A 22924-nucleotide genomic window follows, 5' to 3' on the forward strand; every position below is an offset into this window, starting at 1 on the left:
CTTTCATAACTGCATAAGTGCAACTAAGGCTTGCACTTCAAAGTATAAGGGGTTAAATAGACTTCATAAAGCCCATTTGACAATAAGTCAAGTTTTCTAAAATGTATTTATAAAGGAGGATGCTTTATGCGAATTGAACGAGTGTCCGATAGCCAATTTACAATTTTTTTAACGTTTGATGATCTAATAGATCGTGGTTTTACGAAAGAGGATTTATGGCATGATGCTACGAATGTGCGCAATTTATTTAGTGATATGATGTACGAAGCCAGTACGGAATTAGGATTTGAATTGGAAGGTGTTCTCCTCGTTCAAGTTCATTTAATGCAGGCACAGGGTATGCATGTAATCGTGACTCAAAAAATTGAAAATACAAGTTGGGAAGAGGATTTCATTGAGATGAAAGTAACGTTAGATGAAAGTAAGGAAATGATATTTTCTTTTAAAGAGTTTGAGGATATTATTCAAGTATCTTCCTACTTATCAGTTATAAATATGGATGGCGGACAGGTATATTATATGAATAATCGTTACTATATGTTGCTAAATGAGGATGAGCTGACCCCGAAAAACAAAGAGAATATCATTGCAGTTATGTCTGAGTTTTCTTCTCCCAGTATTATTACATCACATCGATTAAAGGAATACGGTAAAGTAATCATGCAAGAAAATGCAGTAAATCAAATTATGAAGATCTTTTATGATTAATAAGAATAACTAGGGAAGAAGACTGATCTGAAATCGCTTTCATATCAAAATTAATTACCGTATAAAATAACCTTATTTTATTGCATATTTATCATGAACGTGTATACTAATCTCTGAGTACAGCTATAATAATTTTTTTGATAATCTAGGAGGTAAATTCATGGTAGCCGATAAACCAGCAGATTCTGCCAAAGAAGCAATTGATAAATTGGATGTGTTAAATTCAACGCGCACAGTTGTAAAAAATGCATTGGAGAAATTGGGTTACCCTGATGAAGTATTTGAATTGCTAAAAGAACCCATTCGAATGATGACAGTGAGAATGCCTGTTCGAATGGATGATGGTTCAATCAAAGTCTTCACTGGATACCGTGCTCAGCATAATGATGCAGTTGGTCCAACAAAAGGCGGGGTAAGATTTCATCCTGATGTTACAGAGAAAGAAGTTAAGGCCCTGTCAATTTGGATGAGTTTAAAAGCAGGAATTATGGATTTACCATATGGCGGAGGTAAGGGCGGCATTATTTGTGATCCTCGTGAAATGTCATTTCGCGAACTAGAAGGAATTAGTCGTGGATATGTACGTGCGATAAGTCAAATCGTTGGCCCAAATAAAGACATTCCTGCACCAGATGTATTCACTAACTCACAAATTATGGCGTGGATGATGGATGAATACAGCCGTATTGATGAATTTAATAATCCTGGTTTTATTACAGGGAAACCTATTGTTCTTGGTGGCTCACATGGAAGAGAAACCGCAACTGCTAAAGGTGTAACAATTTGTATTGATGAAGCAGCTAGAAAAAAAGGTATAGATGTAAAAGGTGCAAGAGTAGTTGTCCAAGGTTTTGGTAATGCAGGAAGTTTTTTAGCGAAATTCTTACATGACGCCGGCGCAAAAGTGGTAGGTATATCAGATGCCTATGGCGGTTTACATGATTCTGAGGGACTTGACATTGATTACTTGCTTGACCGTAGAGATAGTTTTGGAACAGTCACAAAATTATTTAATAATACAATATCAAATCAGGATCTACTTGAATTGGATTGCGATATTCTAGTACCGGCTGCTGTTGAAAATCAAATTAGAGAAGAAAATGCACATAAGATTAAAGCTAGTATTGTAGTAGAAGCAGCGAATGGCCCAACAACATTAGATGCTACAAGAATTTTGTCTGAGCGCGGAATATTACTTGTTCCAGATGTCCTAGCATCTGCAGGTGGAGTAACGGTATCTTATTTTGAATGGGTCCAAAATAATCAGGGGTATTATTGGGAAGAAGAGGAAATTCAGGAAAAGCTTAAAAAAATAATGGTTAAGGCGTTCAACAATATATATAACACTGCGGAAACAAGACGCGTAGATATGCGCCTTGCAGCTTATATGGTCGGCGTTCGAAAAATGGCCGAAGCAGCAAGATTCCGTGGATGGGTATAATGATTTAGTATTTCACTCATTGTAAAACCAAATAAATGACGAAAAAACTCTTATCATGTATAGTTGGGTAGGAGTTTTTTAGCAGTTAAGAAAGTATAACTACACTAAGGGGTTCTATGAAAGCGAAAGCAAAGTACGCTTTCATAAGAATCCCTTTATGAATTCCAAGTTTTCTAATGTTACATGTAAGAAAAGGAAGTGCTTTAATATGCAAAAAGAATCAACTATAATTATTGGGGGTGGCCCTTGTGGAATGTCGTGTGCCATTGAGCTCCAGAATAAAGGCATAAAACCATTAATAATAGAAAAAGAAAATGTGGTTAATACGATTTATAACTTTCCAACCCACCAGACATTCTTTAGCTCAAGTGAGAAGCTCGAGATTGGAAATATCCCATTTATAACCGAAAAACAAAAACCTGTACGTAATCAGGCTTTAGCATACTATCGATCAGTAGCAGAGCGAACAAAGTTAAGAATTAATACATTTGAAAAAGTTATAGAAATCAAACCAAGTAAATACAATATTCAATTAAAAACTGAAAAGAACACAGGTGAAATATTTGAATATCAGGCAGAGAATTTAATAATTGCTACTGGCTATTATGACCAGCCGAATAAGATGGTGATTCCAGGTGAAGAGTTACCAAAAGTAATGCATTATTTTAAAGAATCGCACCCTTATTTCAATAAAGATGTAGTTATAATAGGGGGTAAAAATTCAGCAGTTGATGCTACGTTGGAACTGCATAAAGCAGGAGCAAATGTTACTGTTCTGTATCGAGGTAATACCTACTCTCAGAGTATAAAACCATGGATTTTGCCTGAATTCGATGCTTTAGTCAGAAAAGATATTGTAACTATGGAATTTAACGCTAATATATCCAAAATAACAAACCATAAAGTAGAGTATAAAGTTAATGGTGAATTGAAAACAATCGATAATGATTTTGTGTTTGCTATGACTGGGTACAAGCCCGATCTCCAGTTTCTGAAAAGGGCAGGAGTTTCGGTTGACGAAAAAAATGGCTGCCCTATTTTTGATGAAAATACAATGAAAACAAACGTGGAAGGAATTTATGTAGCCGGTGTAGTAGCAGCTGGTTATAACAATAATAAGATCTTTATTGAAAATGGCAGACACCATGGTGGACTTATTGCGAGATCTATAACGAAAGAATAGAAAAGCAAAGGATAACAGCTGTATATAGCGTTATCCTTTGCTTTTGTTTACTATAGTTCATTCTCAAAAATTTCGGTTAATACATTTACATCTTTCGTTTTTTCTAATGCTATCATTAATTTAATTCTGGCTTTAGGCCCAGTTAGCCCGTTGGACATGATTACACCATATTCCTTAAGTTGTTTTCCACCGCCTTCGTACCCATAAGTTGGTTGTACGATTCCTCGGAAACATCTTGATACTAAAATTATAGGAATTCCTTTCTTAATAAATGTTTGTATTGGCTTAACGGTATCTTTAGGTAAGTTCCCTTGTCCCAACCCTTCTATTATAAGACCATCTGGATTAGCTTGGTAAATCGCATTAAGAATCTGTTCATCCATCCCAGCGTATGCTTTTAGTAAAAACACTGTTTTAGTGATTTGTTTTACTGGATGGGAATGTCTTTCCAATATCGTGTGATGAAATATAATAGATTCTTTTGTAATGATTCCAATTGGTCCATACTGTGGACTTTGAAAAGTTGCTACATTACTTGTTGATGTTTTAGTTACATTTGTTGCTGTGTGTATCTCATCGTTCATTACGACAAGTACACCTTTGTTTGCAGCCTCATGATCTGTTGCGACTCGTAGTGAACTAATTAAATTATAAAGGGCATCAGAGCCAATCTCGTTTGTGGACCGCATAGCTCCAGTAATAATGACCGGTTTTTGGGTTCTAACAACCAGATCAAGGAAATATGCTGTTTCCTCAAGAGTATCAGTACCATGAGTTATTACAACCCCATCATAATCATTACTTAACTGATCAACCTTAATAGCTAGTTCCAACATATGTTGTGGAGTCATCTGCGGTGAAGGGAGAGAGAAAAAGTTTATCTCATCTATGTTAGCGTACGTGTTAAAATAACCTGATAAATCTGTTAATGGATGATGTTTAGTTGTATTGACTTCACCTGTACTTTTATTTTCTACCATTGAAATTGTTCCACCAGTATGGATAATCACAATATTTTTCATATAAATCACCAGCCTAAATTCTATTTTAATTCATGTCACTTAATGATACGATTATATCAAGATAATTGGAGAGAGGTCCTTATTATGTTAGCTATTTTATCTGCCGGAATAGCACCTACATTCGCATTAATGTCTTTTATTTATTTGAAAGACCGATTTACAGAACCATTCTCGCTAATTCTAAAAACGTTTATATTAGGTGCACTGCTCGTATTTCCGATTATGTTTATCCAATACGCATTAACGATAGAAAACATAGTAAATGATAATAACTTTATTCAATCTTTCCTGGTAGTAGGTTTTATTGAAGAGTTTTTTAAATGGTTCATTTTTATGTATGTCATCTATCATCATACTGAATTTGATGCACATTATGATGGAATTGTCTATGCTGTTTCTATAAGTTTAGGGTTTGCTACAGTAGAGAATTTCCTGTATCTGCTTACAAACGGAATTGAGTACGCATTTTCTAGAGCATTATTTCCAGTATCATCACATGCTTTGTTTGGTGTTATAATGGGCTTCCATTTTGGTAAGGCTAAAATTAATAGTAATTATAAGAAATGGAATATTTTGTTAGCATTAATTATACCCTTAACTTTACATGGCAGTTATAACTATATTCTAAAATCTATTACGAGTAATTGGCTAACATTATTGGTCCCATTTATGATTGGTCTTTGGATAATTGGTTTGCGGCGAGTTAAATCTGCAAATAAGCCAATTATTGAAGATGTAATTCAAAAAAGAAAATTACGAGCTTGAAATCCTTTGTATCCTTTAGATATGGAGGATTTTTTTATTGATAGAAATCTTAATGAATAAAAAGGACGTTTAGTTAAAAAATAGGTATCACATGACAATGCATTATCAGGAGGAAAATTAAAATGACCTATAAAAAAATGTTCCTATTCATAATCATTATATGTTTTATAGTGGTAGGACTTCAAACATCACATACCCCAAAACAAGTAAATGCATTTACATCGCAAGTAATTCAGAAGGGTGCTGTTGGGGATGATGTTATTGAATTGCAGGCGAGATTACAATATCTGGGTTTTTATAATGGGAATATAGATGGTGTCTTTGGGTGGGGAACATATTGGGCATTACGAAATTTTCAATATGAATTTGGCCTGAAAGTAGATGGATTAGCAGGACTCACCACAAGGCAAAAGTTAGTAGAGGCAAGTGAATATGATAGGAAGTATGTAAAAGAACAGATTAAAAAAGGAAAAGATTTTACACATTACGGCGGAGTGGATAATACTAAACAAACTACTCCAGATAAGGAGGAAAAACAACAGAATACAAATAACAAGAATAATCAACAAGGTGCAAATAACAATCAACAAACTAAAGCAGAGCCTACTGCTGTTAATGTACCACAAGGATATTCACAGAATGATATCCAATTGATGGCAAATGCAGTTCATGGAGAATCGCGAGGTGAATCTTACGTAGGACAAGTTGCGGTAGCAGCTGTAATTTTAAACAGAGTTGAAAGTTCCACCTTTCCAAATACTGTTTCAGGAGTGGTTTTTGAACCACGTGCATTCACTGCTGTTGCTGATGGACAAATATGGTTAACTCCAAATGAGCAAGCAAAAGAGGCAGTTCTAGATGCGGTGAACGGTTGGGACCCCTCAGGGAATGCGATATATTACTTTAATCCGGAAACCGCAACTTCAGATTGGATTTGGTCAAGAAAACAAATAAAAAAAATAGGGAAACACATATTTGCTAAATAGCAAGGAGTGATAAAAATGGTACGATGGATTTTAATCGGTGTTCTTACAATAGGGATAGCTGGTACAGCGTTTTGGGGTTATCAGGAACATCAGGAGAAAAATGCTATTCTGATACAGGCAGAAAATACGTATCAACGAGCATTCCATGAACTTTCATATAATATGGATCTTTTAAATGACAAAATAGGTACAACATTAGCAATGAACTCCAAAGAGCGATTATCACCACAAATGGTTGAAATTTGGCGACTAACATCTCAAGCAATATCTGATGTAGGACAATTGCCACTTACATTGCTCCCTTTTAACAAGACAGAGGAGTTCCTCTCTAATATAGGTGATTTCACCTATCGTACTGCTGTAAGAGATTTAAAGAAGGATCCACTAACTGACAAGGAAACATCAACACTCAAGGAATTATATAAACAGTCAGGTGAATTAAAAGATGAGTTAAGACAAGTACAGCATGTGGTCTTGGAGGAAAATTTGCGCTGGATGGATGTACAGTTAGCGTTAGCTACTCAAGAAGAGCAATCAGATAATACTATTGTTGATGGGTTTAAAACAGTTGAAAAGAAAGTAGAGGGTTACACCGAAAGTAATGTGAATTCGTCAATTACTGGAACTTCATCCAAAGAGCATGAGTACCAATTTCTAAAAGGCGATAAAATCGGAAAAGAGGAAGCATTAGAAGAGAGTAAAAAATTGTTTAATGTAAAAAATGAAAATAATATGACAGTTACAAAAAGCGGTGAAGGATCAGATATACCTACTTACAGCGTGTCTTATAAGAACGATAAGAAGAATGGATACGTCGATATATCTCAACAAGGCGGACATCCAATAACTCTTTTAGTAAACAGATCTACGAATGAACAAAAGATAAGTTTAAATGAGGGTTTAGAAAAAGCAAAAACTTATTTAGAGCAAAATGGATTTAAAGATATGACTATATTTTCAAGTAATCAATTTAGTAATGTGGGGGTATATTCGTTCCTCTACAACCAGGATGATGTACGAGTATTCTCGGATGCAATTGAAATTAAAGTCGCGCTAGATAATGGCGACTTACTTGGATTTACTGCAAGAAATTACTTTATGAACCATAAAGAAAGAGATATCCCCAAGCCAGAACTCTCTATAAAAGAGGCAAAGAATAAAGTCAATCCAGATGTTGAAATAAATGAAGAACATATGGCTGTTATTGACAATGATATTGGAGAAGAAGTATTAGTTTATGAATTTTTAGGTGTTCTTGGAAATGAGACATACAGAATATTTATAAATGCAATGGACGGTACTGAAGAAAAAGTTGAAAAGCTGGATGGAACTGAATTAAACTTTGCGAGGAGAACAAAAGAGAAAGTTCCTGCTTAGCCTCATAAGACATGGCTGATTACACAGTATTTAATTTTATAATTTTCAATGCTGTACAAAAGGGATTGACTTAGGTCTTTCCCTTTTTTGATTTTTCTGTAATAATGTAGGCATATAGTATTACTTGAATGGGGGTCATTGAAGTTGAAGATTGGGACATTACTCAACCTGGAGTTAAAACAAGATCAGACAGGTGAGGTTTTGAAGTATCGTTGCAAAGTTGTTGAGAAAAATGAGGATTATCTTTATATTGATTATCCGATTGAAATTAAAACGAACAAAACCGCATTTCTTCACAGAGGATCACGTTTATCAGTGGAATACGTGGGAAAAGACCAATCCGTTTATAAGTTCCATACAGAGATAATTGCTAGAGTGAAATTAAACGTACCAGCACTTATAATCGATTTTCCTCGTAAAGATAATATTAAAAGGATTCAGCGACGTGAGTATGTGCGAATTGAAACTGCAATTGATATAGCTTTTCATGGTTCAAAAGATTCATTTACTACTGTAACCTCCGATATAAGTGGTGGTGGTCTATCCATCATTGTACCTAATGGTAAAACAATCGTAGAAAAAGAAGAGGCTAGCGTCTGGATAGTTCTCCAGATGCACTCAGGTGAATTTCAATATGTAACAGCATTAACAGAAGTTATCCGGGTTAAAGAATCAGAAAGCACAGCAAGTATAGCATCTCTGAAATTTATTTCGGTTACAAAACCAGTTCGACAAAATATTGTTCGATATTGTTTTGAGAAACAAAGGGAAGCTAGAAAAAAAGAATTATTATAAAATACACTTTTGAAATTGAACTTTTCCTCTAACCTCATTGTTATTTTAATAAGGTGGCAATTTTTACATAGTTTAAGTTTAATTATTTTGTATTATATTAAAAGCAATAGACCGCGTTTTTATAGATATGTTATTATTTTATATAAGGGTTTTATTTAAACTTGGCTTTTGTGCCAAGTTTTTCCTGTAATGAATAGAATTCTAGTGACTTGAATGGATAATGAGAGGAATGAACAATAATAATGGAAGAAATCTCAATCGCAATTGATGGCCCAGCTGCAGCTGGAAAAAGTACAGTAGCTAAAATTGTCGCAAAACGGCTTACATATGTTTATATCGATACAGGAGCAATGTACAGGGGTTTAACTTTAAAAGCTCTTAATAAGCAAATTTCCCTTGAAGATGAACAACAGCTTGCAGCATTATTGACAGATACAGATATAGAGCTTGTCCAGGGTGAAAATGGACAGCACGTTATGATAGATAAGGAAGACGTAACACGCAGTATACGTTCTGATGAAGTAACAAATAATGTATCATTTGTAGCTAAACATCCCAGCATTCGAAAAGAAATGGTGAAAAGACAACAAATACTTGCAGAACAAAGCGGAGTCGTCATGGATGGAAGGGATATTGGTACACATGTGTTGCCAGAAGCAGAGATAAAGATATTCCTGATTGCAACCGTTGAAGAAAGAGCTAAACGAAGATATGAAGAAAATATACAAAAAGGGTTTCCTGCTGATTTAGAGAAATTAAAAGAGGAAATTGAACAAAGGGACCTGATTGATTCTAAACGAGAGGCAGCTCCACTAACTAAAGCAAATGATGCAATAGAGATTGACACTACCGCCTTAACAATTGATGAAGTGGCTGAATTAATACTAAATGAAGCAGCTAGAGTAATCACTAAGTAGAGGGGATTTAACATGAGTCTTTATAAATTTGCAAGAACAGTTGTAGCGATAATTTTTTTTCCGTTGTTTCGTATTCAAATAATCGGAAAGAAGAATGTACCAAAAGAAGGACCAGTAATTATATGTTCAAATCATATCTCAAATCTTGACCCACCAGTTGTTGGGATTACTTCTCCTCGTGATATATTCTTTATGGCGAAAGGTGAACTGTTTGAAAAGCCATTTTTGGGGAAACTATTATTAGCAATTCGTGCATTTCCCGTTAAGAGGGGATTGAAAGACCGAAACGCATTACGTAAAGGATTGCAAATATTGGAGAATGGCGAAACATTAGGCCTATTTCCAGAAGGTACACGGAGTAAAAGCGGTGAACTTGGTAAACCATTAGCAGGTGCTGGGTTCTTCGCGTTAAGATCAAATGCTGCTATTGTACCCTGTGCAATAATTGGGCAATATAAGCCAGGAAAAAAACTTACTGTTATTTATGGGGAACCGATGGATATGGAAGCATACAGAGCAGCCAAGTCTTCTGCAAAAGATGCGGCCGAAGCGATCATGTCTGAGATTAAGATTTTAAAAGAAAAACATAAATCCTAGTCTGCATTACTTGACAAATAATTATAAATATTAGAAGTTATAAAAAAGAGAGTTTAATGTATTGTTGTTTTGTACTTTAAGGAGGGCTAATTGTATGAGTGAATCTAGTAATGAAATTACGCAGTTTGAGGTAGGAGATATTCTATCAGGAACAGTTGTAAAAGTTGAAGATAAACAAGTTCTTGTTGATATTGGATATAAGTCTGAGGGAATTGTCCCAATCAGTGAACTATCAAATCTTCACATCGAACAAGCGAGTGATCTTGTAAAAGAAAACGATATACTTACGTTGCAAGTGAAGAAAATGGAAGATGATGAAATTATCCTATCTAAAAAGGCAGTAGATGCTGAGAAGTCATGGGATTCCTTAGAAAAGAGCTATGAAAATAATGAAGTTTTTGAAACAGAAATCAAAGAAGTGGTAAAAGGTGGTCTTGTAGTAGACGTTGGACTGCGAGGATTTATACCTGCATCCTTAGTTGAAACTTACTTTGTAGAAGATTTTGCAGATTATAAAGATAAGAAATTAACAGTTAAGATTGTTGATTTGGATAAAGAACAAAATCGAGTGATATTATCCCATAAAGATGTTGTTCAAGATGAAACAAAGCAGCAGAAGCAAAAAGTTCTTCAATCGCTGGAACAAGGTCAAGTATTAGAAGGTGTTGTCCAACGTTTAACTAGCTTTGGCGTTTTTGTAGATTTGGGTGGTATTGATGGACTTGTTCATATTTCACAGTTAGCGCACGAGCATGTCGAGAAAGCTTCGGATGTTGTGTCTGAAGGTGATAAAATCACAGTCGAAATTTTATCTGTTGATCGAGATAATGAACGTATATCTCTGTCACGTAAGAAAACACTCCCTGGACCTTGGTCAAATATTCAGGACCGAGTATCAAAAGGAGATGTTCTTGAAGGGACTGTCAAACGTCTTGTAAACTTTGGCGCATTTGTAGAGGTTTTATCAGGAGTAGAAGGACTTGTTCATATTTCTCAAATTGCTAACCGCCATGTCGGAACACCTCAAGAAGTACTTGAAGTTGGTCAACAGGTAAAAGTCAAAGTACTTGATGTTAGTGAAAAAGAAGAACGGATGTCGCTAAGCATTAAAGAACTTGAGCAAGAACAGGAAGCAGCAGAATTTAAACAATATGAAAAAGATGAGGACCAATCAGGTTTTCAGCTAGGTGATTTCATTGGTGATAAATTAAATAAATACAAATAATATTTTTGAGCAGCTCTTCCGACAGCAGGGAGAGCTGTTGTTTTTGAAAAGCTCTTTTGGTAAATTTTTTTGCTTTGTAAGCCTCGCATTTTCGCAGTTTAATATAAACTGCGAAGTAACATTGAAAAATACTCAACCGGGGCTCATAACTTCGATATGAGTGACCGTTTCTCACTATTTAAACAGAGTTCGGGTTCTCATAACCCTGATGAGTGAGCCCATGGTTAGTAAGACTGCGAAAGTGCTAGCTTGAGCAGATGTTGCATTGGTACCTGAGTGGTGCAAAAGAAAATTTTCACTGTGTCGCAGTTTATATCAACTACATGTTAAGATTCATTGCTTGGAAAAAGCAACAATCTTCTAAAAAAGCCTTTAGCAAAGATTATTGTATATATACAATAATTGATTTATTATCACACAGCCTTTGTTTAAAAGTAAAAAATAATTGCCATAATACTAAATATAGTAGGTGGTTATTCATGGGTAGTGGACTTATTTTTTACTGGTTTTGTTGGGTTATATGGGTTGTGATTACGTTCTTCATGAAAAAAGATAGACGAAGAACGTTTTTGGCATGCTGGATTCTTTTATTAATCTTATTTTCAAACTTGCACTTCACAATATATTATTATCAAATTTCTGTAAGTTTCCTGGTTTTTCTTGGGGGAACTCTACTTCTACATTTAAAGCTCCCACGATTAATATTTCATTCATTTATTTCTTTCATTGTAAGTATTGGATATATTGGCATCGTGATTTGTATAAATATTACCCCGTTAAGGCTCTTTTTCCCTCAGCTTATAACTATTTCTGTTTTCCTTGTGATTTTAGTTATGCTATTGACTAATGGTCTTTTAAACAGACTTGGAACTGGTTTGTTTGGTATTGCATGCGGAGAAATAGTATATAGTATGATTATGGCTAATTATGCCATACAAAAAACAATAGGGGATATGGAGTTTTTTGATTGCGTGCTAATCGTTATAGCTCTTTTACTCTGTAATAGCTTACTACTAACATTGAATCGAAAAATTTATATATTAATGTCAATAACTAGACATTCGATAAGACAGCGAGCTTGCTAATGATTGTGAATATAACTTTCTTTTGCTAGAATTAGTAAAAGTTAATGCAATCATAAAAATAAAAATTAGAGATATTTAAAGAAAGGATGTTCCTTTCATGAGGAAATCTGTTGTAGCAATTGTAGGTCGACCGAATGTAGGTAAATCGACTATTTTCAATAGACTGGTAGGAGAACGAATATCTATTGTGGAGGATATACCTGGTGTGACCCGAGACCGAATATATGCTCAAGCTGAATGGTTAACATCAACATTTAATCTGATCGATACAGGAGGCATTGAAATTGGTGATGAACCATTACTAGTACAAATGCGTCAACAAGCTGAAGTCGCTATCGATGAAGCGGATGTAATTGTATTTTTATTAAACGGTCGCGAAGGAATTACAGCCGCTGATGAGGAAGTTGCCAAACTTCTATTTAAATCAAATAAACCTGTTGTTGTTGCTGTTAATAAAATGGACAATCCTGAAATGCGTGAAGAAATATACGAATATTATTCATTAGGTTTTGGTGAGCCGTATCCTATATCAGGGTCGCACGGACTTGGTTTAGGGGATTTATTGGATGCTGTTGTTGGGTATTTCCCTGAAATAAGTGATGTAGAAACAAAAGAAGATACAATTTATTTTAGTCTAATTGGGAGACCTAATGTAGGTAAGTCTTCATTAGTTAATTCTATGCTTAATGAGGAAAGGGTTATTGTCAGTGAGATAGAAGGGACTACAAGAGAAGCTACTGATACATACCTAAAAAGAGATGACCAGGATTATGTAATAATTGATACGGCTGGAATGCGTAAACGTGGAAAGGTGTACGAGACTACAGAAAAGTACAGTGTTTTACGTGCATTAAAAGCGATAGAGCGTTCTGATGTGGTTTTGGTTTTAATTGATGCCGAAACAGGAATAAGGGAACAGGATAAGAAAATAGCTGGTTATGCACATGAAGCAGGAAGAGCTGTTATACTTGTTGTAAATAAATGGGATACAGTTGAAACGAATGAAAAAACGATGAAAGAATTCGAAACCAAAGTACGTTCGCATTTTCTATTCTTGGACTATGCTCCTATCGTATTCCTTTCTGCAAAAACAAAGAAACGCTTGCATACGTTAATTCCAGCAATAAAAGTTGCCAGTGAAAATCATGCGAAGCGTATACAAACAAATGTATTGAACGACGTAATTATGGACGCGATAGCAATGAATCCGACCCCGACAGTAAAAGGGAAACGCTTAAAGGTCTTATATGCAACTCAAGTAGCTGTTAAACCGCCAAGCTTTGTTGTCTTTGTTAATAATCCTGAGCTAATGCACTTTTCATATGAGAGATTTTTGGAAAATAAAATTAGAGATGCTTTTGGTTTTGTTGGAACTCCAATAAAAATATTCGCACGAAGTCGACAATAAGGAGGAATTGCAATTGAGTAAAGTAGCTGTATTAGGTGCTGGAAGCTGGGGGACAGCATTAAGCATTGTATTAGCTGATAATGGACATGATGTTCGTTTATGGACACATCGAAAAGAACAAGCTGATGTAATTAACACAAAACATAAGAATGAAAATTACTTGGATATAATGATTCCAGAACAACTGATTGCATTTCATGATTTGGAAGAAGCAGTTGATGATGTTTCAGCTATTGTTATAGTGGTCCCTACGAAGGCCATTCGTGATGTTTGTAAGCAATTAGACACGATATTAAAACACAAAGTTACTATTATTCATGCTTCCAAAGGTATTGAACCAGAATCACTAAAAAGAGTATCACAGATGATTGGCGAAGAAATGAATGAATACACACAAGAAGATGTTGTTGTATTATCTGGACCTAGTCATGCAGAAGAGGTAGGAAAACGACAGCCAACTACCGTAACGGTATCGTCAAAGGATATTAAAAATGCTGAATTAGCACAGGATTTGTTCTTTAATGAATCATTTCGAGTATATACAAGTCCAGACATAGTGGGGATAGAACTTGGTGGTGCGTTAAAAAACATAATTGCGCTTGGAGCTGGAATCTCGGATGGATTGGGTTATGGGGATAATGCGAAAGCAGCTCTTATTACAAGGGGGCTGGCAGAAATCACGCGATTGGGTACCTCACTTGGAGCCAATCCACTAACATTTCTCGGGTTACCTGGTGTAGGTGATCTTATTGTTACATGTACAAGTGTTCATAGCAGAAACTGGCGCGCCGGAAATCTGTTAGGAAAAGGCCAGAAATTGGAAGAAGTATTAGATCAGATGGGGATGGTTGTTGAAGGTGTAAGAACTACTAAGGCTGCCAATCAGTTTGCCTTAAAACAACAAATAGAAATGCCAATTACTAATGGAATATATAAGATCTTATTTGATGATATGAATCCAAGAGATGTGGTTGAACAGTTAATGAATCGAACAAAAAAAGAAGAAATGGACGACCTTGCAACATTGCTCCGTACAAACTATTCAAAATAACACGTAATCTTTCTCCTTGCATACAATATGGTGAACTAACTATGCAAGGAGGCGAGCATGTGAGTAATTTTCAAGACAATCTTTTTGATAAAATTCAACAAAAGTCAGACGTAAATCCTGATGAAATTTATAAAGTTGCAGACTCTGTAAAGCATGCAGATTTTTCTGATGAAAAAACTGTAAGAGAACTAGTTAGGCGATTGTCCAGAATTGCCAATAAACCAATTTCTAAAGCCAAGGAAGATAAGATTGTTAAGTCTATAACAAGTAGTAACATGCCAGTGGATATGCAATCTTTAAATAAAATGTTTAAAAAATAGTCATATCTGGGCAAGTGAGGATACATTAGTGCGTATGCTCGCATAAAATGAATCGCACAAGCATTCATCGATAGAGTTGCTGTGGGTATTATTTAGTCAAACCGGGATGGAGATAGGCCCCCTTCATCTCGGATTTTTAATGTGTACATAATGCTCTAATAAATGCCATTATGTTATAATACGTTTTGCATATTAAGAATAGGAGTGAAAGCAATGTCAGTATCAATGCTTAAAATGTATATATCATTCGGAGGCATGGCGCTATTACTTTTAGCTATCGGGCTTATTATACTCAGCAGATATAAATTAAAGGGCTTTTTAGCTGGAATTGTGTCTGTTTTAGCATATCTTTCTCTGATGATCGGTGGAATAATTATTTTATATATCGTTTTTAGTGGTCCAACAGGATAGGAGGCTTATCATGAAAAATACATATATTGGGGCTATGAGTGCATTTCTTATCATATTCTTTCTAACAGGATGTCTGTATCCAAATAATGAATTATCAAAAAACCAAGTGCCAAATCAGGCCCAACTCGAACAAATACAATCAGCAGTTGATACGTATCATAATGAAACCAATGGATTGGTTCCGATTAGAACAAAATCAAATGATACACCAATTTTTCAAAAATATTTAATCGATTTTAATAAGCTAAAAGAAAAAAACAACATATCGGAAATACCTGCGAATGCATATCAAAATGGAGGTATTTATCAATATGTGTTAATAACTCCTGAGGAGAACCCACGTGTGAAGCTAATTGATTTACAGATAACTGAAGCAATTAGAGAAGTAAGTGTAAAACTGGAAATTTACCGAACCGAACACATTTATCCGCCATATGGAAAAGAAATTGCAGATGGTGTTTTCAAAGTGGACTATAAAAAACTAAATTTACAGGCTTACCCTTATGTTAAAAGTCCATACTCAAAAGAAAATCTGCCTATCGTAATGGATAATCAGGGAAAACTTTATGTGGATTATCGTATAGATTTAATGAATGCATTAAAAGAATATAAGCACAATTATGAAACAGGAGAAGATATTCGGTATTTGTTGGCTGACAATAGCCCCTTTGTACCTGCTTACTCTTTACCATATACAATTCGAGAAGGTGAGCCTGTTTTTAATAATACAAATAAATAAACTATCATAATAAATCCCTTGTTACATATATTGTGTTGCAAGGGGTTTTTTGCGTTTGAAGTATAAACCTCTTCCATGACTTAAGAATTTGATAACTAAAATAATCTTTTAAACATAATTAAGTCATATTTTGATAGGACAACATCATAGAATTGTAATGTCAATTATTCGTAGTTTGTTTATTATTAATGGATAAGGAGATCGGGAGGGGATCGTTTGGAGAGAGTTGATATTTTTAAAGATATTTCGAAACGGACGAATGGAGATATTTACCTTGGAATTGTAGGTGCAGTCCGGACCGGGAAATCAACTTTTATTAAGCGTTTTATGGAGTTGGTAGTTTTACCGAATATTGCAGATGAAAGTGAACGAGGAAGAGCACACGATGAGTTGCCACAAAGTGCAGCAGGAAAAACGATAATGACAACAGAACCTAAATTCATTCCAAACCAAGCCGTATCGGTACATGTGGACGAGGGACTTGATGTAAACGTCCGGTTAGTGGATTGTGTTGGGTATGCTGTTAATGGTGCTAAGGGATTTGAAGATGAAAATGGCCCTAGAATGATTAATACACCATGGTACGAAGATCCTATACCATTCCATGATGCAGCAGAGATTGGTACACGAAAAGTAATTCAGGAGCATTCTACAATTGGTGTCGTAGTTACCACCGATGGAACTATCGGAGAGATTGAAAGATCTGATTATCAAGAAGCAGAAACGAAGGTTGTTGAAGAATTAAAAGAAGTCGGTAAACCATTTATCATGGTAGTTAACTCCGTTAGACCAACTAGTCAGGAAACAGAATTACTTCGCCAGGAATTAGTTGAAAAATACGATATACCTGTATTGGCTATGAGTATTGAATCAATGACTGAGCATGATGTTTATAACGTATTAAGAGAATCACTTTATGAATTCCCGGTTCTTGAAGTTAACGTAAATCTACCTAGCTGGGTTATGGTCTTAAATGAGGATCACTGGTTAAGAAAAAATTATCAGGAAGCAATTCAAGCAACAGTAAAAAATATACGAAGATTAAGAGATGTGGATCATATAGTTGGAGACTTTTCAGATTACGATTATATTGACAAGGCAAATCTCGCAGGTATGGAGATGGGAGATGGAGTTGCAGAAATTGATCTCCATGCACCAGATTACTTGTATGATGAAGTACTAAAAGAAATTGTTGGAGAAGAAATTAGAGGGAAAGACCATCTACTTGAACTAATGCAGGATTTTGCTTATGCAAAACGTGAATATGATAATGTTTCTGGTGCATTGCAAATGGTAAAACAAACCGGCTATGGTATAGCAGCTCCAACATTGGAGGATATGGAATTAGAAGAACCGGAAATTATTCGTCAAGGATCAAGATTTGGAGTTAGATTAAAAGCGGTTGCACCTTCCATACACATGATAAAAGTTGAAGTGGAGTCAGAATTTGCGCCAATAATTGGAACTGAAAAACAAAGTGAAGAGTTAGTAAGGTATCTAATGCAAGACTTTGAAGAGGATCCTTTATCCATTTGGGAATCTGATATTTTCGGCAGATCCTTAAGTTCTATTGTAAGAGAGGGCATCCAAGCAAAAATTGCGCTAATGCCGGAAAATGCTAGATATAAATTAAAAGATACCCTTGAACGAATTATTAACGAAGGTTCTGGTGGTTTAATAGCAATTATTTTATAGCAGCTTTAATTAGTTGCTATTTTTTTTTATATTTTTTTAAAAGTTGCAGGAATTTCCTTATCATTGTCGTATATATCTAAAAGAGCCTATTATACTACGGCTTTATACTGCACCCAATATACATGGTTAATTTTTCCAAAACGGCAAATTTTAGAGACTAATATGGGAAAAAATAGCTAAATATCAAATAAAAACCGAGAAAATAGGCGATTATTGTTGAAATTTATTTCAATCTCGGTTAGTATAAGCCTTGTCATCAATGAATTTGGTGGTAATAGTATAAAAAATGACAGATTGGTAACAAATGGAATTAGAATAAGTTTGTGCCAATGTCGATTGAAATTTGGGAGGAGGTGAATGTCATGAATAAAACAGACCTAGTAAATGCAGTTTCAGAAAAAAGTGAGCTTTCTAAAAAGGATGCTACTAAAGCTGTAGATGCAGTTTTTGAATCTGTCATGGATTCACTTAAAGATGGTGAAAAAGTACAATTGATTGGATTCGGGAATTTCGAAGTACGTGAGCGTTCAGCACGTAAAGGTCGTAACCCGCAAACTGGGGAAGAGATCAAAATTCCTGCAAGTAAAGTTCCTGCATTCAAACCAGGAAAAGCCCTAAAGGAAAGCGTTAAATAATATCTTACATAGGGCGAAAAAGGGCACGTAAACTACGTGCCCTTTTTTCTTTGTCTTTGTATTACAAATATCAAGATCAAATGAGATTTGCTGTGACTAAAATGCCCGGGCTTACCATACTGCTATGCACAGAGCTTGGTTATATAAATTATAATTCCTATTTCAACGTTCTTGTCTTTGCTTTTTTTGATTATGGAACATACTCAAAATATGCTATAATAACAATATCAATTAGGAATGCATGAAAGGGAACAGGTGGTTGTTTTGCAGACATCCAGTATGGATACGGGAAATTTAAAAACATTAATAAAAGAAAAAATGCATAATTCATATTTAGAAAAATATGTTAAAAACCCGGTTTTGAGTGAAGATAAACTATTCATGTTAACTTCAATTTTAAACAATGCCGACTTGCCAGACTATAAAAAAGAGAATTACATCGTATCTACAATGCTTGTTCAAATGGCATTGGACACACATGATTTGGTTCCCAAAACAAACGATTCAGAGCAATCCAATACAGAAAAGGTAACAAAGCAACTATCAGTATTGGCTGGAGATTACTATAGCGGATTATACTACCTACTTCTATCGGAAATAGAAGATGTAGAAATGGTTCATATTCTAGCAACTGCAATTAAAGAAATTAACGAATATAAAATGCAATTATATTATAGAGAAATAGAGTCTTTCGATACCTTTATAATAATCGCAAAGAAAATTGAAACACTATTATATACTCATGTTGCTGAATTCGTAGGTGAAACGACAATTAGTGGCATCGCGGCTGGATGGCTATTTACTAGGAAACTCAATGATGAAACACAACATATGCTACATACAGGTACTTCCACGATGTTTTCTATTTGGCACAAGCAGACTTCTTCAAGTGATGCGATCACAATACGCGCTGCAAAGAAGCATATTAACAAAGAAATAGCATCGGTTAGAAATCGGCTAACTCATTTTCCAAAGCATCTTATTGCAGTCAAAACACACATTTTAAAGACTTTAAATGAATTTCCATTTGAAAACAGAACAATTGTGGAAGAAGGGTAGTAAATGCATCAACAATCGAAAGAAGAACGTGTACATCACGTATTTGAAAAAATATATGATAACTATGACTCCATGAACTCAATAATTTCCTTTCAGCGTCACAAGGCATGGAGGAAGAATGTCATGCAGCGAATGAATGTTGAAAAAGGATCGATTGCACTCGATGTATGTTGTGGTACTGGAGATTGGTCTATCGCTCTTGCTGAAGCAAGTGGCAGCACAGGTGAAGTGATCGGGCTGGATTTTAGTCATAATATGTTATCTGTCGCAGAAGAAAAAAATGAAGCCCTAAAGTACAACCAGCTTCATTTTGTACAAGGAAACGCTATGGAATTGCCATACGAGGATAATTCATTTGATTATGTCACAATTGGTTTTGGGTTACGTAATGTTCCAGACTATATGACAGTATTAAAAGAAATGTATCGTGTTGTTAAACCGAATGGAAAAGTAGTTTGTCTGGAGACTTCACAGCCAACAATGTTTGGATTTCGTCAAGGATACTATTTCTATTTTCGCTTTATTATGCCATTATTAGGTAGAATGTTTGCTAAAAGTTATAAAGAATATGCATGGTTACATGAGTCAGCAAAAGACTTTCCTGATAAGAAAGAACTGAAACAGATGTTTCTATCAGCAGGTTTTTCTCGTGTACAAGTGAAAAGCTATACAGGTGGTGTAGCTGCAATGCATATGGCAACAAAAGAACAATAAATAAAACGACTTTAGTTCGGGAACTTAAAGTAAAAGGTGACATGCATGAAACTATCTAAAACTTACGGGTATTTAAACAAAGAATTGGATATAATTGAGTATGCATTAGGTAACGCTATTCAAGCTGACCACGATGTATTACGTGAAGCTTCTACACAGTTACTTCAGGCAGGGGGGAAAAGAATTCGCCCTGTTTTTGTCTTGTTATGCGGACAACTTGGAAACTTTAATATTGATCGTATTAAAACGGTTGCGGTATCGCTTGAATTAATACATATGGCATCTTTAGTCCATGATGATGTAATTGATGACGCAGAATTACGTAGGGGTAAACCTACAATAAAACAGCTTTATGGAAATCGTGTTGCAATGTATACAGGTGATTACATACTGGCACGAGCTCTGGAAAATATAACTTTATTACCAAAGCCAACAGCACACCGTGTACTTTCTAAAACGATGGTGCAAGTGGCTACAGGGGAAATTGAACAAATTAAAGACAAGTTTAATTGGGATCAGAATTTGCGTAATTATTTACGCAGAATTAAACGCAAGACAGCTTTGTTAATTGCGACAAGCTGTAAATTGGGTGCAATTGCTACAGATGTTTCTGAAGAAAACGCAGAAAAACTATATCGTTATGGATACTATATAGGGATGTCCTACCAGATTATTGATGATATTCTTGATTTCACTGCGTCTGAAAATGAACTTGGCAAACCGGCTGGAAATGATCTTCTACAGGGGAATATCACATTACCTGTCTTAATTGCAATGAAGGATAAGGAGTTTAATAATTTAGTAAGAGAGACATTTGAAGATCCTGAGCGTGTATCTAAAGCTCAAATGGCTAACTTGTTGACCGAAATGAAGAAAACAAATGCCATAACAGAATCTTATAAGATAAGTGATCACTATTTGAAAAAAGCGCTAAATGAATTAGAAACAATTCCGAATCATAAGGCTAAACAAACATTACAGAGTATTGCAAAGTACATTGGCAAAAGACGCTCATAAATTATGCTAAAAGTTTGTTGCTATTATATAAACTGCGACACAGTGTGGAAAAATAATATAATTGCTATGACACCGCTCCGGTTACCAAGGCGACATATACTCCAGACACAGTATTTATAAACTATTTGTTAGCTTAGTCTTTTAGGTTAACAGTAAAGATAATTGTTATTTTAATAAATGTTTGTTAAAATTTTAAAGGTTGCTTATATAAGAAAAAATACATACTAAATGAGGTGCAAACATGGAGAAAACATTTTTAATGGTAAAACCAGACGGCGTTCAACGTAATTTAGTTGGTGAAATTATCAACCGTTTTGAAAGCAAAGGGTTTAAATTAGTGGGTGCAAAGCTAATGAATATTTCTAATGACTTAGCCGAGAATCACTATGGTGAACATAAAGAAAGACCTTTCTTTGGAGAGTTAGTTCAGTTCATTACTTCCGGACCAGTATTTGCAATGGTATGGGAGGGTGAAAACGTAATTTCTATTGCCCGTGATATGATGGGTAAAACCAATCCACTTGAAGCTGCATCAGGTACTGTCCGTGGAGACTTTGCCATGACTGTTGGGAAAAACATTATTCATGGTTCAGATTCACCAGAAAGTGCTGAGAGAGAGATTGATTTATTTTTTAATGAAAATGATGTGTTGTCCTACTCTAAACAAGATAGTGCGTGGATTTACTAACCATTTAAACCTCCGTTTTCTAACGGAGGTTTTCTTAGAAGTTACGAAAGTATAAATCCTTTCTTACTGCATGAGTGCAACTAAGCCGTTCGCCATTAAGGCTTTTACTCCAAAGTATAAGGGGTTCCAAGAAGCAAATCACACTTTTTTCATAAGAATCCCTTTAACGTATGCAAAGTTTTCTAAAATGAAAGAGGCGTATATAAATGTCGCAGGATTACATAAAATTTGTCTCCGATATTAAACATAAATTAAAAATTGATTTAACGTTATACAAAGAAACACAAATGAAGCGACGTCTTACCTCGTTACGGGATAAACGTGGCTATCAGCGTTTTAGTGATTATCTTAAAGCGATAGCCCAGGATGAATTACTGTTAAACGAATTTCTCGATCGTATTACGATAAATGTTTCTGAATTCTATCGCAATCCGAAGAGGTGGGAAGTAATGCAATCTGTTATTCTGCCTTCTTTATTGAAAAGTGGTAAGAAACTATCAATATGGAGTGCTGCTTGTTCTACTGGAGAAGAACCATATAGTATAGCATTAATGGTTAAGGAACATTTTCCAAATGCCGATTTTACTATTTTAGCTACAGATATTGATAATTTGGTGTTAGAAAGAGCGAAACAAGGGGCTTATACAGAACAATCACTTAAAGAATTGCCTGAGTCAGTACGAGATAAGTATTTTAAGCAGGAATCAGGTCTATACCATATTGATAACGAAATAAAACACCATGTACGATTTAAAAAGCACGATTTGCTTTCTGATATATACCCTCGAAATATGGATTTAATTGTGTGTCGAAATGTATTAATTTACTTTACTGACCAAGCAAAGAATATAATTTATCAGAATTTTTCGGATTCACTGAAGCATAATGGTATTTTATTTGTTGGGAGTACTGAGCAAATATTTAGTCCTGATAAGTATAATATGTCATTGATAGATACATTTTTTTATAAAAAGAATAATAATTAAATACGTTTGTTAATAGTGCAAGCGTATTTTTATTTTAACCTATGGCAAATCCTTGGTTTATGGTTCTAAGAACTATTCTATACTACGGAGTGCAAGTCTT

24 protein-coding genes are annotated in these 22924 nt (G+C 35.0%); 23 read left to right on the forward strand and 1 reads right to left on the reverse strand.

Going from position 1 to position 22924, the window contains the following annotated elements; translation table 11 throughout:
- Nucleotides 1-126: 126 nt before the first annotated feature.
- From BMY13_RS08995 to BMY13_RS09005, 3 genes are all read left to right on the forward strand, one after another.
- Complete coding sequence (locus tag BMY13_RS08995; protein WP_092492686.1) at nucleotides 127-708, forward strand: genetic competence negative regulator; 582 nt, start codon at nucleotides 127-129, stop codon at nucleotides 706-708.
- A 160-nt stretch (nucleotides 709-868) separates the two neighbouring features.
- Entirely contained in the window at nucleotides 869-2149 is a 1281-nt protein-coding gene (locus BMY13_RS09000; protein WP_092504044.1) for a Glu/Leu/Phe/Val family dehydrogenase, read from the forward strand.
- A gap of 208 nt (nucleotides 2150-2357) precedes the next feature.
- Entirely contained in the window at nucleotides 2358-3332 is a 975-nt protein-coding gene (locus BMY13_RS09005) for a YpdA family putative bacillithiol disulfide reductase (protein WP_092504046.1), read from the forward strand.
- A 50-nt stretch (nucleotides 3333-3382) separates the two neighbouring features.
- On the opposite strand, the gene BMY13_RS09010 is transcribed toward BMY13_RS09005, so the two are convergent.
- Nucleotides 3383-4354, reverse strand: a complete 972-nt coding sequence (locus BMY13_RS09010; RefSeq protein WP_092504048.1) for an asparaginase — start codon at nucleotides 4352-4354, stop codon at nucleotides 3383-3385.
- Nucleotides 4355-4438: 84 nt separating this feature from the next.
- Here BMY13_RS09010 and prsW point away from each other — a divergent pair, with 84 nt between their 5' ends.
- The 20 genes from prsW (at nucleotide 4439) to BMY13_RS09110 (ending at nucleotide 22824) form a co-directional block, all read left to right on the forward strand.
- Nucleotides 4439-5119, forward strand: a complete 681-nt coding sequence (gene prsW, locus BMY13_RS09015; protein ID WP_092492690.1) for a glutamic-type intramembrane protease PrsW — start codon at nucleotides 4439-4441, stop codon at nucleotides 5117-5119.
- A 122-nt stretch (nucleotides 5120-5241) separates the two neighbouring features.
- On the forward strand, nucleotides 5242-6105 hold the full coding sequence (gene sleB / locus BMY13_RS09020) for a spore cortex-lytic enzyme (RefSeq protein WP_092492691.1): 864 nt from the start codon (nucleotides 5242-5244) through the stop codon (nucleotides 6103-6105).
- A gap of 15 nt (nucleotides 6106-6120) precedes the next feature.
- Nucleotides 6121-7482: a germination protein YpeB gene (gene ypeB / locus BMY13_RS09025; protein ID WP_092504050.1), complete on the forward strand. Its 1362-nt coding sequence runs from the start codon at nucleotides 6121-6123 to the stop codon at nucleotides 7480-7482.
- 144 nt (nucleotides 7483-7626) lie between these two features.
- Nucleotides 7627-8277 carry a flagellar brake protein gene (locus BMY13_RS09030; protein WP_139184807.1) on the forward strand — a complete coding sequence of 217 codons (651 nt, stop codon included), beginning with the start codon at nucleotides 7627-7629 and terminating at the stop codon, nucleotides 8275-8277.
- Between the two features lie 239 nt (nucleotides 8278-8516).
- Nucleotides 8517-9194 carry a (d)CMP kinase gene (gene cmk, locus BMY13_RS09035; RefSeq protein ID WP_092504054.1) on the forward strand — a complete coding sequence of 226 codons (678 nt, stop codon included), beginning with the start codon at nucleotides 8517-8519 and terminating at the stop codon, nucleotides 9192-9194.
- A 12-nt stretch (nucleotides 9195-9206) separates the two neighbouring features.
- Nucleotides 9207-9791 (forward strand): lysophospholipid acyltransferase family protein, encoded by a 585-nt coding sequence (locus tag BMY13_RS09040; RefSeq protein WP_092504056.1) that lies wholly within the window; start codon nucleotides 9207-9209, stop codon nucleotides 9789-9791.
- A 94-nt stretch (nucleotides 9792-9885) separates the two neighbouring features.
- Entirely contained in the window at nucleotides 9886-11016 is a 1131-nt protein-coding gene (rpsA, locus tag BMY13_RS09045) for a 30S ribosomal protein S1 (RefSeq protein WP_092492696.1), read from the forward strand.
- A 479-nt stretch (nucleotides 11017-11495) separates the two neighbouring features.
- Entirely contained in the window at nucleotides 11496-12101 is a 606-nt protein-coding gene (locus BMY13_RS20050; RefSeq protein WP_092492697.1) for a YphA family membrane protein, read from the forward strand.
- Between the two features lie 97 nt (nucleotides 12102-12198).
- Nucleotides 12199-13509, forward strand: a complete 1311-nt coding sequence (der, locus tag BMY13_RS09055) for a ribosome biogenesis GTPase Der (protein WP_092492698.1) — start codon at nucleotides 12199-12201, stop codon at nucleotides 13507-13509.
- A 13-nt stretch (nucleotides 13510-13522) separates the two neighbouring features.
- The gene (locus tag BMY13_RS09060; protein WP_092492699.1) at nucleotides 13523-14560 is read left to right on the forward strand and encodes an NAD(P)H-dependent glycerol-3-phosphate dehydrogenase; all 1038 of its coding nucleotides are present in this window, start codon (nucleotides 13523-13525) and stop codon (nucleotides 14558-14560) included.
- 59 nt (nucleotides 14561-14619) lie between these two features.
- Nucleotides 14620-14880: a stage VI sporulation protein F gene (locus BMY13_RS09065; RefSeq protein ID WP_092492700.1), complete on the forward strand. Its 261-nt coding sequence runs from the start codon at nucleotides 14620-14622 to the stop codon at nucleotides 14878-14880.
- 213 nt (nucleotides 14881-15093) lie between these two features.
- A complete protein-coding gene (locus tag BMY13_RS09070; RefSeq protein WP_092492701.1) occupies nucleotides 15094-15291 on the forward strand; it encodes a DUF2768 domain-containing protein in 198 nt (65 codons plus the stop codon).
- 10 nt (nucleotides 15292-15301) lie between these two features.
- On the forward strand, nucleotides 15302-16030 hold the full coding sequence (locus BMY13_RS09075; protein WP_092504058.1) for a hypothetical protein: 729 nt from the start codon (nucleotides 15302-15304) through the stop codon (nucleotides 16028-16030).
- Nucleotides 16031-16246: 216 nt separating this feature from the next.
- Entirely contained in the window at nucleotides 16247-17725 is a 1479-nt protein-coding gene (spoIVA, locus tag BMY13_RS09080) for a stage IV sporulation protein A (protein WP_092492703.1), read from the forward strand.
- A gap of 362 nt (nucleotides 17726-18087) precedes the next feature.
- A complete protein-coding gene (locus tag BMY13_RS09085) occupies nucleotides 18088-18360 on the forward strand; it encodes an HU family DNA-binding protein (protein ID WP_092492704.1) in 273 nt (90 codons plus the stop codon).
- Between the two features lie 264 nt (nucleotides 18361-18624).
- Nucleotides 18625-19419, forward strand: coding sequence for a heptaprenyl diphosphate synthase component 1 (locus BMY13_RS09090; protein WP_175476758.1), 795 nt, complete (start codon nucleotides 18625-18627; stop codon nucleotides 19417-19419).
- Between the two features lie 3 nt (nucleotides 19420-19422).
- A complete protein-coding gene (locus BMY13_RS09095; protein ID WP_092492706.1) occupies nucleotides 19423-20133 on the forward strand; it encodes a demethylmenaquinone methyltransferase in 711 nt (236 codons plus the stop codon).
- Between the two features lie 45 nt (nucleotides 20134-20178).
- Nucleotides 20179-21150 carry a heptaprenyl diphosphate synthase component II gene (gene hepT, locus BMY13_RS09100; RefSeq protein ID WP_092492707.1) on the forward strand — a complete coding sequence of 324 codons (972 nt, stop codon included), beginning with the start codon at nucleotides 20179-20181 and terminating at the stop codon, nucleotides 21148-21150.
- Between the two features lie 241 nt (nucleotides 21151-21391).
- Nucleotides 21392-21838: a nucleoside-diphosphate kinase gene (gene ndk, locus BMY13_RS09105; RefSeq protein WP_092504062.1), complete on the forward strand. Its 447-nt coding sequence runs from the start codon at nucleotides 21392-21394 to the stop codon at nucleotides 21836-21838.
- Nucleotides 21839-22044: 206 nt separating this feature from the next.
- A complete protein-coding gene (locus BMY13_RS09110; RefSeq protein WP_092504064.1) occupies nucleotides 22045-22824 on the forward strand; it encodes a CheR family methyltransferase in 780 nt (259 codons plus the stop codon).
- The last annotated feature ends 100 nt before the right edge of the window (nucleotides 22825-22924 follow it).

The sequence above is a fragment of the Virgibacillus subterraneus genome, assembly GCF_900110695.1.
GTDB classification, from domain to species: Bacteria; Bacillota; Bacilli; order Bacillales; family Amphibacillaceae; genus Lentibacillus; species Lentibacillus subterraneus.

Coding starts and splice junctions, on each gene's coding strand:
- ypeB (WP_092504050.1), top strand. CDS start 6,121: ATGGTACGATGGATTTTAATCGGTGTTCTTACAATAGGGATAGCTGGT.
- BMY13_RS08995 (WP_092492686.1), top strand. CDS start 127: ATGCGAATTGAACGAGTGTCCGATAGCCAATTTACAATTTTTTTAACG.
- hepT (WP_092492707.1), top strand. CDS start 20,179: ATGAAACTATCTAAAACTTACGGGTATTTAAACAAAGAATTGGATATA.
- der (WP_092492698.1), top strand. CDS start 12,199: ATGAGGAAATCTGTTGTAGCAATTGTAGGTCGACCGAATGTAGGTAAA.
- BMY13_RS09110 (WP_092504064.1), top strand. CDS start 22,045: ATGTCGCAGGATTACATAAAATTTGTCTCCGATATTAAACATAAATTA.
- BMY13_RS09000 (WP_092504044.1), top strand. CDS start 869: ATGGTAGCCGATAAACCAGCAGATTCTGCCAAAGAAGCAATTGATAAA.
- BMY13_RS09010 (WP_092504048.1), bottom strand. CDS start 4,354: ATGAAAAATATTGTGATTATCCATACTGGTGGAACAATTTCAATGGTA.
- BMY13_RS20050 (WP_092492697.1), top strand. CDS start 11,496: ATGGGTAGTGGACTTATTTTTTACTGGTTTTGTTGGGTTATATGGGTT.
- BMY13_RS09095 (WP_092492706.1), top strand. CDS start 19,423: ATGCATCAACAATCGAAAGAAGAACGTGTACATCACGTATTTGAAAAA.
- BMY13_RS09070 (WP_092492701.1), top strand. CDS start 15,094: ATGTCAGTATCAATGCTTAAAATGTATATATCATTCGGAGGCATGGCG.
- BMY13_RS09005 (WP_092504046.1), top strand. CDS start 2,358: ATGCAAAAAGAATCAACTATAATTATTGGGGGTGGCCCTTGTGGAATG.
- BMY13_RS09085 (WP_092492704.1), top strand. CDS start 18,088: ATGAATAAAACAGACCTAGTAAATGCAGTTTCAGAAAAAAGTGAGCTT.
- BMY13_RS09075 (WP_092504058.1), top strand. CDS start 15,302: ATGAAAAATACATATATTGGGGCTATGAGTGCATTTCTTATCATATTC.
- rpsA (WP_092492696.1), top strand. CDS start 9,886: ATGAGTGAATCTAGTAATGAAATTACGCAGTTTGAGGTAGGAGATATT.
- ndk (WP_092504062.1), top strand. CDS start 21,392: ATGGAGAAAACATTTTTAATGGTAAAACCAGACGGCGTTCAACGTAAT.
- prsW (WP_092492690.1), top strand. CDS start 4,439: ATGTTAGCTATTTTATCTGCCGGAATAGCACCTACATTCGCATTAATG.
- BMY13_RS09040 (WP_092504056.1), top strand. CDS start 9,207: ATGAGTCTTTATAAATTTGCAAGAACAGTTGTAGCGATAATTTTTTTT.
- sleB (WP_092492691.1), top strand. CDS start 5,242: ATGACCTATAAAAAAATGTTCCTATTCATAATCATTATATGTTTTATA.